The sequence below is a fragment of the Streptomyces sp. CB02414 genome (assembly GCF_001905385.1).
Taxonomy (GTDB): Bacteria; Actinomycetota; Actinomycetes; order Streptomycetales; family Streptomycetaceae; genus Streptomyces.
Genome location: NZ_LIPF01000010.1, coordinates 307601 through 320699, shown reverse-complemented (window position 1 = coordinate 320699; position 13099 = coordinate 307601). Strand labels below are relative to the sequence as shown.

Annotated in this window: 13 protein-coding genes; 7 read left to right on the top strand and 6 right to left on the bottom strand. The window is 71.6% G+C overall.

Going from position 1 to position 13099, the window contains the following annotated elements:
• The first annotated feature begins 28 nt into the window (after positions 1–28).
• The 4 genes from AMK11_RS30775 (at position 29) to AMK11_RS30760 (ending at position 3721) form a co-directional block, all read left to right on the top strand.
• Entirely contained in the window at positions 29–496 is a 468-nt protein-coding gene (locus tag AMK11_RS30775; protein ID WP_073731381.1) for an aromatase/cyclase, read from the top strand.
• Entirely contained in the window at positions 468–1067 is a 600-nt protein-coding gene (locus tag AMK11_RS30770) for a flavin reductase family protein (protein WP_198941498.1), read from the top strand. Before AMK11_RS30775 ends, AMK11_RS30770 begins: the two co-directional genes overlap by 29 nt.
• On the top strand, positions 1064–2386 hold the full coding sequence (locus AMK11_RS30765; protein ID WP_073731380.1) for an NAD(P)/FAD-dependent oxidoreductase: 1323 nt from the start codon (positions 1064–1066) through the stop codon (positions 2384–2386). The genes AMK11_RS30770 and AMK11_RS30765 overlap by 4 nt, the downstream gene beginning before the upstream one ends.
• 93 nt (positions 2387–2479) lie before the next feature.
• Positions 2480–3721, top strand: a complete 1242-nt coding sequence (locus tag AMK11_RS30760) for a wax ester/triacylglycerol synthase domain-containing protein (protein ID WP_073731379.1) — start codon at positions 2480–2482, stop codon at positions 3719–3721.
• A 58-nt stretch (positions 3722–3779) separates the two neighbouring features.
• Here AMK11_RS30760 and AMK11_RS30755 read toward each other — a convergent pair whose 3' ends face one another.
• The 6 genes from AMK11_RS30755 to AMK11_RS30730 form a co-directional block, all read right to left on the bottom strand.
• Positions 3780–4658 (bottom strand): SAM-dependent methyltransferase, encoded by an 879-nt coding sequence (locus AMK11_RS30755; protein WP_073731378.1) that lies wholly within the window; start codon positions 4656–4658, stop codon positions 3780–3782.
• A 43-nt stretch (positions 4659–4701) separates the two neighbouring features.
• Positions 4702–6279: an ABC1 kinase family protein gene (locus tag AMK11_RS30750; protein ID WP_073731377.1), complete on the bottom strand. Its 1578-nt coding sequence runs from the start codon at positions 6277–6279 to the stop codon at positions 4702–4704.
• A gap of 92 nt (positions 6280–6371) precedes the next feature.
• The gene (locus AMK11_RS30745) at positions 6372–7115 is read right to left on the bottom strand and encodes a hypothetical protein (RefSeq protein WP_073731376.1); all 744 of its coding nucleotides are present in this window, start codon (positions 7113–7115) and stop codon (positions 6372–6374) included.
• 53 nt (positions 7116–7168) lie between these two features.
• On the bottom strand, positions 7169–7765 hold the full coding sequence (locus AMK11_RS30740) for an RNA polymerase sigma factor (RefSeq protein ID WP_073731375.1): 597 nt from the start codon (positions 7763–7765) through the stop codon (positions 7169–7171).
• Between the two features lie 52 nt (positions 7766–7817).
• On the bottom strand, positions 7818–9602 hold the full coding sequence (locus tag AMK11_RS30735) for an NAD(P)/FAD-dependent oxidoreductase (protein WP_073731374.1): 1785 nt from the start codon (positions 9600–9602) through the stop codon (positions 7818–7820).
• A 49-nt stretch (positions 9603–9651) separates the two neighbouring features.
• A complete protein-coding gene (locus tag AMK11_RS30730; RefSeq protein ID WP_073731373.1) occupies positions 9652–10311 on the bottom strand; it encodes a hypothetical protein in 660 nt (219 codons plus the stop codon).
• Positions 10312–10678: 367 nt separating this feature from the next.
• On the opposite strand from AMK11_RS30730, the gene AMK11_RS30725 reads away from it, so the two are divergent.
• The 3 genes from AMK11_RS30725 (at position 10679) to AMK11_RS30715 (ending at position 13094) form a co-directional block, all read left to right on the top strand.
• Complete coding sequence (locus AMK11_RS30725) at positions 10679–11797, top strand: thioester reductase domain-containing protein (protein ID WP_073731372.1); 1119 nt, start codon at positions 10679–10681, stop codon at positions 11795–11797.
• A 62-nt stretch (positions 11798–11859) separates the two neighbouring features.
• The gene (locus AMK11_RS30720) at positions 11860–12132 is read left to right on the top strand and encodes an acyl carrier protein (RefSeq protein ID WP_073731371.1); all 273 of its coding nucleotides are present in this window, start codon (positions 11860–11862) and stop codon (positions 12130–12132) included.
• Positions 12132–13094, top strand: coding sequence for a ketoacyl-ACP synthase III (locus AMK11_RS30715; RefSeq protein ID WP_073731370.1), 963 nt, complete (start codon positions 12132–12134; stop codon positions 13092–13094). The genes AMK11_RS30720 and AMK11_RS30715 overlap by 1 nt, the downstream gene beginning before the upstream one ends.
• Positions 13095–13099 lie beyond the last annotated feature (5 nt).

Genomic DNA, 13099 nt, shown 5'->3' with positions numbered 1-13099 from the left:
AACCCTCCGGGAAGGAACCGAACGACCCATGCGCCACGTGGTTCTGCACGCCCTCGCCGACGACCTGGCACCCGCCGACGTCTACGGCCGCATCAGCGACTTCCGCCGCTATCCCGAGCACAGCGACACCTTCCGCGAGGTGCACGTCGAGCCTTCGCTGCCCGACGGCTCCACGGTCTCGGACTGGACCGTCGAGTTCCGGGGCGGCCTGATGCGGTGGCGGGAACGCGACACCTACTCGCCCGAGACGTACTCCATCGCCTTCGAACAGCTCAGCGGCGACTTCCAGACCTTCGAGGGGAGCTGGCGCTGCGAAGCGAGGGACGGCGGCACGCTCGTCGTCTACACCGCGGCCTTCGACCTCGGCATCCCTTCCATGGCCGAGATCCTCGACCCGGTGGCCGAGTCGACCCTGCGGACCAACATCGCCCGCGTGCTGCGGGGCCTCGCGGGCGCGGAGGTGATCGATGAGCGCGCGGCTGAGGCTCGTGGCTGACCGGGCGGCCGTCGCGGGCGCCCCGCCCCCGGCCGCCGACCCGCCGCACGAGGAACCGCTGCACGAGGAACCGGGGCCCGGCGCTGCCCGCTGTCTCGGCCTGTACGCCAAGCTGGCCGCCGGCGTGACCGTCGTGACCGCCCGCGGCGAGGGCGGCCCGCTGGGCATGACGGTGTCCGCCGTCACCTCGCTCTCCGCCCGCCCGCCGCTGCTGCTGGCCTGTCTGCGTGACGGCTCCCGCACCCTCGCCGCCGTCCGCGCCCGCCGGGCCTTCGCCGTGCACCTGCTGCGCGAGGAACAGCAGGACCTCGCGGGCCGGTTCGCGTCCCCGACGACGACCGCGGACGAGCGGTTCGCCGGGACCGACACCCGGCAGGTCCTGGGGGTGCCCGTGCTGGCCGGCGCGCTCGCCTGGTCGGTGTGCCTGACCGAGGACGTACGCCGCTACGGCGACCACCACCTCGTCGTCGGCCGGGTCGCCGCCGTGCACGTGGGCGGCGGACGCCCGCTGCTGTGGCACGACCGCCGGTTCGGTGCGCTGACCGAGCCGGTGCCGGACGCCGCCGGATGACCAGGCCGCCGGCCGGAACGCCGTACTGGGACCCCGCGGAACTGCCGGCGCAGCCCCAGTTGCACGGCGTGGCCACCGCGGACGTGGCCGTCGTCGGGGCCGGGCTGGCCGGGCTGTCCTGCGCCTACCACCTGGCGGAACGTGCCCCCGGGCTCGACATCGCGGTGGTGGACGCCGAGTACCCGGCCGCCGGCGCCAGCGGCCGGGGCACCGGTCTGCTGGGCCCCCGGGCCGGCCCCGCGGTCGACCGCGCGGTGCGCCGCTTCGGCCCGCAGACGGCGCGCAGGATGCACCGGGCCAGTGAGCGGGCGGTGCGGGACGTTCTCGCCCTGTGCGCCCGGCTCGACGTGCCCTGCGGGCTGCGGCCCGGCGAGCAGCTGGTGGCCACGCGGTCGACCGCGGGCCTGGTGGCACTCGCCCGCCAGGCCCGCGTCTGCCGCGAACTCGGTCTGGACGTCCCCGTCCTCACCCCGGCCGGCATCCGCGACCGGGTCGGCGTGCCCTACCGGGCGGCACTCCTGCACCGCCCCGCCGCGACCCTCGACCCGGCCGCCCTGACCTGCGCCCTCGCCCGTGCCTGCGCCGACAAGGGCGTGCGGTTCTACGGCCGCAGCCCGCTGCTGGCCCTCCGCCCCGGCGACCTGGTCGGCCCCGAGCTGGTCCTCCCGCACGGCAGGCTCTACGCCGGTCAGGCGGTGCTGGCCGTCAACTCCGCCGCGCAGGCACTGGACCTGCCGGTCGGCACCGTCCTGCCGCTCGAGGTGTACGCCGTCGCCACCGAACCGCTGAGCGCCCCGGCCTACGAGGCCCTGGGCGGGCGCGCCGGACACTCCGTCGTCGACGCCGTCCCGATGGCACCGTACTTCCGGCTGCTCCCGGACCGGGGCCTGGTGGCGGGCGGCGGTACCGCCACGGTCCCGGCGGGTATGGGCGCTCCCCGTCTCCAGGCCGTCAGGGAGCGTGCCTGGGTCTGGCTGGAGAGGTGGCTGCGGTCCCTGCATCCGGACCTCGCCCGGGTACGGGTCACGCACCGCTGGTCCGGCCGCATCGGCATGACGGGCGACGACCTGCCGGTGGTGGGACCGGTGCCGGGCTTCGACGACGTCTGGTACATCGGCGGCTGCTGCGGGCACGGACTCGCCCTGTCCGTGGCGCACGGCGCGCACGTGGCCGCGGCCCTGCTGGGTGAGCCGGAATCCGGCGAACCGCTCCCGTGGCACCGCTCCCGGGCCCCGCGCCTGCCCGCACGCGGACCCGCTCGGCCCCTGCTGCAGGCGTACGTGGACGCAATGGGGCGAATCGCGCGGCATACATGCTGACGGCGGGCGCGGCACGCATCCGTACCCCAGCTCCGCGGACCCCAGCCCCCCGCAGCCCCGCAGACTCTCAGAACCCGACCAGGAGGTTCCACAGTGCGACCCGACTTCGGTATGGACGGCCGCCTGCCGTCGGCCCTGTCCATGGGGACCGCAGATGTCGCCTTCCACCTGGCGACGGGCGGCAACCCGGTGCCCCTCGCGTTCACGTTCGGGTTCGAAGGCCGTGCCCCCAGCCTGGACTCCGTACGCGCGCGGGTCGCCGAACGCGTCCACCGCGTCCCGACGTTGCGCTACCGCATCGCACGGGACCGCAGGAAATTCCGGCGAGTGGACCGGGTCGCGGCGGACCGGCATGTGCACGAGGCGTGGCTGCCCGAGGACACCGACGGGTCGGAGACCAGCCGCCTGATGCTGTCCCGGCCGATGAGCACGGACGACCGGCCGCCCTGGGATGTGTGGCTGGTCCACGGCCCGGCGGACCGCTACACCCTGGTCTACCGAACCGACCACACCTTCCAGGACGGCATGGGCGCCGCCTACACCGCCCGTGCTCTCCTCGGAGACCACCCCGAGGGCGGACCGGCCCCGCGGCGTCCCGCCCGGCCCACCGCACACGGCCTCGCGGACGCCCTGGGCGAGGTGGTGGCCGCCTTCCGCGCGCCCACCCCGAAACCCGCGTTCGACGGAGAATCCACGGGCCGCGTCGACGTCTGCCACGCCGACACCCCGCTGGCCCGGCTGCGCGCCATCGCCCGCGCCCACGGCGGCACGGTCACGGACGTCTATCTCGCGGCCCTGTCCCACGCCGTCCGCACCTGGTACCTGAAGGACACCGGCTCGGCCCATCCGCCGCTGCCCGTGTCGATCCCGATGTCGGTCCGGGCCCCGGGGGATGAGTACGCCCCCGGCAACCGCATGGTCACCGCCCGGCTCCTGCTGCCCTGCGACGAGGAGTCACCCCAGCGGGCCCTGGCCCGGGTCGTCGCCCGTACGGGCCGGCTGCGGGAGAGCCGGCGGCGCGACGCCATGCGCCTGCTGCTGTCCGCCTCCCCGCGGGCGCTCGGCGCCACCGTCGGCGCCCGCCTGGTCCGCGGGGCGTTCGTGGCCGGCCCGGTGAGCAGCGTGAACTTCGGCACGGCCCTGGTCCACCAGGGGGTCGCGGCCCGTCGCGCGGCCGTCTTCGCCGGCGTCGCGCAAGGCATCCGGTGTGTGACGACGCTGACGAGCCAGCACGACACCGCGTGCCTGAGCGTCGTTCACGACGAGGCCCTGGCGACCGCGGACGAACTCCCCGACCTGTGGCTCGCTGCGCTGCTGGAGCTGGAGCGGCCGTAGCCACGGCACCACGCGCAGGCCCCGGACGCACCGTCCGGGGCCTGCGCCTGGTGCCGTGTCAGGGAGTGCCGCGCAGCGTTCCGGTGGTGAGGAAGACGCTCTCCGCGGCGGCCGTGCCGATCAGCGGCAGATACGGGGTGAGGCGCTCGACCGCGTACGGCAGCGTGTACAGGTCGGCGGCCGCCGCGTCCCAGCCGTGCTCGGCCCACCAGCGCTCCGGGTCGGCGATCTGCCAGTTCCAGGCCAGTCCGATCGTCGACAGGGCGTCCATGAAGGGCGCGACCAACGGGGAGGACGTGGTCGCGGAGTTCACGCACTCGGCGCCGAACATGCTGCCGGGCGCGGAGAGTTCGGTCATCGCGGCGACGACGGCCGCCACCTCCGGGGGCCGGAGGAAGTACAGGGGTGCCTCGCAGAGCCATGCGGTGGGCCTGCCGGGATCGAATCCCGCCGCCCTGAGTTCCTCTCCCCAGGATGCCGTGCCGTCGGCATCGACGACGGTGCGGCGTCCGCAGGAGAGCCGGCTCCAGTCCAGTACGTACTCCTTGAAGGCATGTACGGCCGCGTCCTCCACCTCGAAGACGTGCACCCCGGTCGGCCAGTCGAGCCGGAAGGCACGGGTGTCCAGCCCGGCGCCGAGCAGCACCACCTGGCGGCAGCCCGAACGGGCCGCGGCGAGAAGGCAGTCGTCGAAGAAGCGGGTGCGGACCACCTGATAGTCGGGCAGCAGGCGCTGCATCGGTCCGTCACCGGGCGGGCCCCCGTCGAACCCGGCCGCGTGGAGGAAGTCGGCGGCCCACGGGTCGCGGACGAGCGGCGCGGGCCGGAGGTTCTCCGCCGCGTGTGCGGCGGCCGTCCAGAGCGCCGCGCGGGAAATGCCGTGCGGGGTTGCGGCGGCCGGCGCGAACGGTGACTGCCGACGTGTGGATTCCGGCATGGGATCTCCTTGAGGTGGGGCGGGGTGGCTGTGCGGATCCGGATCATCCGGAGCGGCGACGGCCCAGCAGGAAGGCCGCGGCACCCAGCGCGAGCAGGCTTCCGGAGGGGCGGGTGGGCCGCTGGCCGCCCATCGCGGCGGGGGTGCGCGGCTCGTGGATGTTCAGCGCGAACTGACGGTTGGCCACGTCGGAGAGGACGCCGCGGACCTGTTCCGGACTGGTGACGGCGGCCAGCAGCAGCTCCATGGAGTTCCGGGCGAACTGGTTGCGGCCGAGGAACTCGCGGCCCAGTGCGAAAAGGATCTTCGGCACCTCCGCCTGGAACACCTCGGGCAGCGTGATCTCGGGAGCCATGCACCGCACCGAACCATCGAGGTTCGCGAAGGACTTGCCCAGCAGTGAGACGGCCGGCGGCGAACCGATCCCGCGCTTGGTCGCCTTGGCCAGCACGGTGGTGAGCGCGACGCCGAAGTTCATGTCCTCCAGTGAGAGATGGGAGACGCTGGGCACGAACGCGGCCATGTCGGCGGCGAACGCGGGCATGTTGGCCCACGGCGTCAACCGGCCCATCTCCGCCCAGTGCTGCGCCGTCCCGGCCCCGTCGCTCTGCGCCAAGGCCATGAACAGCGGCAGCAGCTGAAGACTGGTCCTGCGGTCCAGGCGGCCGACCATGCCCCAGTCGATCAGCGTCGCGGGTCCGCCGGGAGCGGCGAAGACGTTGCCGGCGTGCGGGTCGGCGTGAAAGAAGCGATGGACGAAGTACCCGTGGTACATGAACCGCAGCAGGTCCTTGCCGATCTCCACGCGCTCGTCGTCCGTGAAGTGCGCGCGGTCGACGTGCCGCACCGACTTCCCGTCGGCCAGCGACTGGACGAGGACCCGGGGGCTGGCGTGCAGTACCCGGGGCACCTCCAGCGAACGGAACGACCGGACGTGCTCGCGGGCCTCGTCCATGTTGCGGGCCTCGCCGGTGAAGTCCAGCTCCGGCTCCATGGCGTCGAAGACCGAGCCGAGCATCGCCTCTATGTCGATGACCTCGTTGAACCGGGGCGCGACGCGGGCCACGATCTTCGACGCCCGGCGCATCAGGGCCATGTCCGCGAGTACGCCCTCGCGGATGCCGGGTCGCTGGATCTTGACCACGGCCGCGCGCCCGCCGGGCAGCGTCACGCGGTAGACCTGGGCGAGGGACGCCGCCCCCAGCGGGGCAACGGTCTCGATGTCGTCGAAGCGCAGCTTCCAGTTCGGCCCGAGGTCCCGGGCCAGTACCGGCTCGAACTCCGAGAACGGCTGGACGTCGACCTCGTCGTGCAGGTTCTGCAGTTCGTCCCGGATGGACTGGGGGACCATGTCGGGCCGGGTGGAGAGGACCTGGCCGAGTTTGACATAGAAGGGGCCGAGGCTCTCCAGGGCATGCCGTACCGCCTTGGCACGGCGCTGCTCCGCCCCGGCGGTGGCGTCGGCGGCGGACCCGGCGGAGACATCGGTGTCCTCCGCCGAGGACCGCGTGTCCCGCTTCGTACGCCTCCGCAGCCGGGTCGCCTGCCCCACCTCGTCGGCCACGAGGCTGCCCAGGACCCTGACCACGAGACGCAGCCGATCGCCGACGACAGACGTCATCGTGTGTGATCCTCCTCAGATCGGGATCCGGGTACGGAACGGCGGTCGGCGTGCACCACGGAGACGGCCGGGCGGGACGGTGGCACGGCCGGTCAGCCCGAGGTCGAGGACTGTCCGCCCTGGGACGGCTTTCCGCCCGGCCCCTGCTGACCGGTCAGGCCCTGCAGGGCCGCCAGCCCTTGCTGACCGGCCTGGGCCGGCAGGTTGGTCAGGTTCTGCAGGCCCTGGACCGCCTCGAGGAGCTTGGGCAGCACCTGGAGCAGCTGGGTGAGCTGGCCCGGGAGCGCCATCAGGTCGCCCGCCCCGCTCGCCGCGTGCCCGAGGCCGCCGGCCAGCTGACCGAGCCCGCCGAGCGCGCCGGCCGCGCCGCCGACCGCGGCGAGCGGATTGGCCGCCCCGCCCAGCGCGGCCAGGGGATTGCCCGCCCCGCCCAGCGCGGCCGCGAGCGGGTTGCCGCCGCCCGCGGTACCGGTGAGCGCGGCCAGGGGGTTCTGCGCCGCGCCTGCGATGTTCCCCAGCGGGCCCGCGGCCCCCGCGGCGAGGCCGGCGAGCGGGTTGCCGGCCGCGCCGATCCCGCCGAGGGCGGCCAGCGGATTGGTGACACCCGCGAGCGCGGTCGCCGGGTTGACGGCCCCGGCCAGTGCGGCGAGGGCGTTCGGGGGCAGCCCGGCCAGTGTGTCGACGGCGTTGCCGGAGCCGCGCGACGATCCTGAGCCGCGCGACGATCCTGAGTCGTCGTCTCGGTTCAGGAGGTCGTCGAAAGCCTCCTTCCAGCTGTCGGTCATATCACCGACCAAATCCTTGAAGATGTCTTGGACGTTCTTGCTGTTGCCCATGAGTGGGGTCCCTTTCCGTTTCTCTGCGAGGGTAGAGGTGCGGTTTTCGGGTGTTATCGGGCGCAGCCTTCCAAGGCTTTCGCGCAGACGTTCTTCAATCGCGCGCGGCCCCTGGTGAAGGCGGCTTCGGCCGCCTTGACGGAGATGTTGTGTATGCGGGCGAATTCCGCAGTGGAAATACCCTTGGCGCGGGCGAGTATGACCTCCTGCTCACGCCCCCGCAGGTGCTGTACCTGGCCCAGGAGCCATCTGCCGAAGTCCTCGTCGCAGACGTCTTCCTCAGTCGTACCCGGGGTCTCCGCGAGCGCCGCGCGCTGGAGGAGTCTGCTGCGACGGTCCATGTCACGGTAGAAGTCGATGCAGAGGCGAAGCGCCACGGACGTCAGAAAGGCACCGAGTCGATTCCTGTCCAACGCGGCGTGGGCGGCTGCCCGGGCCATGGTTTCCTGAACGCAGTCCTCGGCGTCCTGAAAATTCGGTAGTCTTCGCCGAACCAGCCGCATGAGGCGGTCCTGATGCTGGAAGATTTCTTCCCAGGAGCATTCAGCGGGCGATTGGCAGGTGGAATGTCGCACCATCGTGGATTGCAGCCCGTTGTCTCTCGGATTGAGCAGGGAGAACTGCGGCCGACTTTCCATTTGTTCGGCCATGTGGATTTCCTACCCGAGGCCCTGGAGCGGCAAACCGGAATATACGCCTCCGTCAGTCGGCAGGAATGTTTTTCCGTACTCGTTTCCGAGGAGCGGGCCGCCGCGTCCAGTCGCGGTTCCAGTTGCGCCACATGTCCCGTACGGTCTGGTGCACTTGGGAGCTGCCGGCGCGCAGCTCGGTGGTGTACGCCTGGACCGCTTCCTTGCCCACCAGCCGCGCTCCGCCGGTGAAGTAGGAACCCCGGACGTGCTGCGGTGAGCGGAACTTGCCCCACAGCAGAATCTTCATCAGCGGCCAGAGGGTGAACACCCCGGACGGGCACCGGTCGTCGGGGTCCAGGGTGCCCCACACCGCCGGGACCAGTCCGCTCTCGCCCAGCAGCTCGTAGATGCGTGCGATCGTCTGCTCCTTCGTCAACTCGCCCGCACGATAGGCGAGTACGGCATCCCGCGACTGGTCGAACATCCGCTCCACCCAGGGGTTGTCCATACCCTGGAGACCTCGGTACGGCGGCTGCTCCAGCATGTCGAAACAGGCCGGGTCGTGCGTCTTCTCGAACGTCACGGCGGCCTGGTTCTGGGCGTTCGTGCCGTACAGCGTGGTGATGGTCCACACGCGGTTCCAGGCGTTCCACAGGTCGAAGTCGTCGAACGCGATGTAGCTGCAGGACACCAGGTCGTCGTAGAACCGGAACATGCGCTTGGTCCAGTGGTCCAGGTACGCGAACCGGGCGGTGTCGAAGTCGTCCTCGCGGACGGCGTCGATCAGCCGGTGGCCCAGGGCGTTGAGCGCCATCACGGTGACGGCGAGTCCGCTGGAGAAGAGCGGGTCGATGAAGTCACTGGCGTGCGGCAGCAGGCACCACCGGTCGCCGACGACCTTCTGCGAGGCGAACTGGGTGCGGTCGGTGGACACGTACGGCCGGACCGCCCGCGCCCGCTCGAACTGCCGGGCCACGCTGGGGAACCGGCGCACGTACTGCCAGAACTCCTCCTGAGCCGAGATGCCCTCCGGCCGGGGGTGCTGGTCGAGATCGAGGTTGAGGCCGACACTGCACAACTGGTTCGTGCTGGTCGACTGGTTGTCGAACGGGATGACCCAGAACCATCCGCCCGGGAACATGTGGTGGAGCGTTCCCTGGCTGAACGGGCTCGGCATGCCGTGCTGTGCACGCGAAGGCGCCACGGCGTCGAAGGGCCGCACGTCCACCATGTGCGTGAAGATCGTGCGCGACCTCGTGAGGTAGGGCGGTTCCTGCCGCAGCCCGAGGCGCTCGGGCAGGACCGCCCGCATGCCGCCGGCGTCGACCACGTACGAGGCCCGGAAGGTGCCCCGGTCCCGGGTGACGAGAGTCGCGCCGTCCTCCTCGAACTTCACGTCGTCGACCATGGTGTGGGTGTACGCGGTCACGCCGTAGGACACGGCGACGTGGAACATGTACGCGTCCACGTCCTGCCGGTAGTAGTGTGAGTCGGGACCGAGCGGAGGTCCCCAGGTGGGGTACTGGGTGCACTCGTCGGGCCGGGTGGGCTCACCTTCCCGGTGGTAGATGAAGCTGAAGTTCCGCTTGACCCCGCTGTTCGACGACACGTGGCGACGCAGTGCCGCGTTGGTCGCCAGGTGCTCGAGCTCGGGGACGTCGTAGCGGCCGGCCAGGACCCGGAGGCCGAACGTGGTCTCGGGGACGGTGGACTCTCCGATGGCGAACCGGGGGTGGCCGCTGCCTTCGAGCAGCAGCACGCGCACGCCGTGACGCGCGAGCACGGTCCCCAGCATCGTCCCGCCGATGCCGCCTCCGACGATGGCGACATCGAAAACACGCTGGTCTTCTTGCATGTCTGCGGTTCCTTTCGCGACGGGAAGGGCGAGTCGCCGGGCTCCCCGGTCACCGGTGGGTGACCGGGGAGCCCGGCAGCACCCGGCGCAGCCCGCAGGCCAGCAACCGGGCGGAGAAGGACGCGGCGAACCAGGGGGTGGGCGCCAGTCGGGCCAACAGGCGGCGGTCATCAGGCACTTGACGCCCGCCGCGCCCGGTGACGTCCAGCCACACGCCGAAGTGCAGCAGCCGCGCCTCGGGTCCGGCGTCGCGAGCGGGGAACGGCCGCATGTGCTCGCGCACCGCACGCGTGAGGGCCGTGCGCCGCACCGTTCCCACCTGGTGCAGGGCCAGGAAGTGATCGAGCAACTGGGCGGAGCGGCATGGGAATCCACCGCGGCCGAGCGGAGTACGCCCTACCAGCCCGGCGTCGTGGAACGCCGCGGCGGCCAGCAGGCCGACCCGGTCGTAGGCGGTCCCGTGGGCCCGCGCACAGGCGTCGGCCAGCAGGAACGTCCGCAGAGAGTGCACGGCGACGTGGGGTGGCAGGAGCCGGCACATCTCCTTCAGCGCGGCGCCCGCGAGGGGGTGACCGAGCAGCTCCGCGAGGGCCGGGCGGCCGAGCAGAGGCTGCCATGCCTCGGGCAACACCTTCGATGGAGCGGAGCGCGAACTCGCCCCGCTCCCACCGGAATCGGAGACCTCCGGCATCTCAGGCCCTGCGGTCATGGCTCAACCCCCCTTGCCTCGTGACCAATTGGCTGTGTCCGTCTCACTTGTCTTTACGCTCGCGCGGCCCTCGCCCCCGCCCCCCGTTTCGCAACGCTCCGTCTGAGTAAGCGCGTTGGCGTGCAACCGACGGCGCGCGACACCGGTATCGCGCTCCGGGCGTGCGTTCCGGCCGCCCATTCGGAGCCGTCGCCTGTTCGAATGAATGAGCCCTACTCACCCGTTGTGGGGGTGCGGGTGCGGGTGACGGCCAGGAGGATGCGCCCTGCGCTCCCACTGGTGGAAGATTCCTGTAGTAAACCTCGTGAGGTGCGGGGAGTGTTCAGGGCAGGACCGAATCTCGTCTGTGCTGAAATGCGGTGTTGGTATGGCCAGTTTTCCGATCACCGACGATTTGCGACTTCCGGCGGAAATCGATGCGTCGGCTCTGACGGATGTTCCCGAAGGGCCGCCCGAGGGAATTCTGCTGACGGGAGCCACGGGATTCCTCGGCGGCTTCCTGCTCGCCGACCTGCTGGATGCCACCGAAGCTCGAATCCATTGCCTGGTGAGGGCGGAGTCGGCCGCTGAGGCCCGGGAGCGGCTCGCGGGTCAGCTACGCGCCCGGGATGTGCCCGAGCACCACATGTCCCGGATCGACGTCGTGCCCGGTAGCCTGGCGAAGCCGCGGTTCGGCTTGACCGACGCCGAGTTCTCGGGCCTCTCGCGCGGCATCGACGTCATTTACCACTGCGGTGCTTGGGTCAATCTTCTGGCGAGTTACCCGATCCTGCGCGGTTGCAATGTGTCGGGAACTCAGGAAATCCTGAGACTGGCGACCCGGACCCGCCGAATTCCCGTGCACTACATCTCGACGATGGGGGTGATTCCGGCGGCCCGAGAGGCCGGGACCGGTGTCTCCGGTTACTGCGCCACCAAATGGGTCGCCGAGCAGTTGGTCGCGCAGGCCGCGGACCGCGGATCGCCCACGATGGTGCACCGGCCCGGTGTGGTCCTGGCGGACTCGCGCACCGGCCTGGTGGGGAAGTCGGACTGGTTCGTCCACCTGACGACGGCGAGCATCCGCGCCGGCTGCGCCCCCGACCACCCCGGTCTCCTGCCGGTGGGCACGGTCGATTTCACCAGCCGCGCCATCGTCGACCTGTCCCTGAGCCGGCGTGCCCGAGGACAGGTGTTCCACGTGATCGATCCCGAGCCGCTGCCCTTCCGGTCGTACTTCCAGGGCTTCGCGGACGCGGGTGTCGACCTTCCGCTCGTTCCGTTCGACACCTGGCTGGAGCGGCTTCGCGACCTGGGCGACGAGGTCCCCCGCAGCACCCTGCGGCTGGCCGGCGAGACCCTCCGGCAGATGATCCCGGCCCCCGGGCAGGACACCGCCGGCCCCACCGCGGCGTCCGCGCACCGCGCCCCGCCCGTGCTCGACTCCGACTACTTCCGCAGGATGCTCGCCTTTCTGAGCCGTGGCGCCATGCTGCCCGCCCAGTGACCCACGCGCGGTCCTCCCCTCCCGCGCACCCCTTACCACATCTCATCAGCTGGAGTTTTCGCATGCCCCCTTTCACTCTGGAAGACCTGACGGCGATGGTGGCCGAGATCGCCGGCGCCGAAGCGGCCCGGGCGATCTCGGAGCAGCCGGCCGACGCGCCCTTCACATCGCTGGGGTTCGACTCGATGGCCGTCATCGAACTGGCCGAGCGGATCCAGGAGCGCTACCGCGTTCCCATCCCGGACGAGGCGGTGCACGACCTGCGCACCGTCCGGCGGACCCTCGACTACGTGAACGGCCGGGCAGCCGTCACCGCGGCGGACGGAGCCCACTGATGGCCCGGGGCGCGGGACGGCTGACCGGTATCGGCGTCTACCGCCCCGGCGGCGTGCTCACCAGCGCCGAACTCGACACCAGGTTCGGTCACGAGGACGGCTATATCGAGCAGATCACCGGAATCCGGACCAGGCTGAGGGCCGACCCCGACGACACCTTCGTCGAGATGGCCGCGCAGGCGGCGGACAAGGCCCTGGCTCACGCCGGAGTGCTCGCCGAGGACCTGGACTGCGTCCTGTTCTCCTCCGCCAGCAGCGTCGGCCGGGCATCGTGCCGGGCCGCCAGTCTCACCCACCGCATCGGAGCCGGCCGGGCCGGCGGGTTCGACGTCAACGGCGGGTGCGCCGGGTTCAGTTACGGGCTGACCGTGGCCTCCGGACTCATCGCCGCACGGCAGGCGCATCAGATCCTGGTCGTCGCCGCCGAGCGGCTGAGCGACATCACCGACCCCGACGACTGCGGGACCGTCATGGTCTTCGGCGATGCCGCCGGGGCCGCGGTGGTCAGCGCCGCGGAGCACGCGGGGATCGGACCGGCGGTGTGGGGAACCCACGGCCCCGGTGAGCCATGGATGACCAGCGCCCCGCCCAAACCCGGTGCCGCCCGCCCGTACATGCACATGGACGGCACCCGGGTGGTCCGCTGGTTCGGTTCGCATATGCCGCAAGTGGCCCGGGACGCACTCGACGCGGCCGGGCTCACCTGGGACGACATCGCTGCCTTCGTGCCGCACCAGTGCAACGGGCGGCTCATCGACGCGATGGTGCGCCGACTGCGTCCGCCCGCGCACGTGGCGATCGCCCGCAGCATCGTCACCGACGGCAACACCAGTTCGGCGTCCATCCCGCTGGCTCTGGAGTCGCTGCTCGCCTCGGCCACCGTACGGCCAGGCGACAAGGCGCTGCTCCTGGGCTTCGGCGCCGGGCTGACCTGGTGCGCCCAGGTGGTCGAACTTCCGTAAGGAGC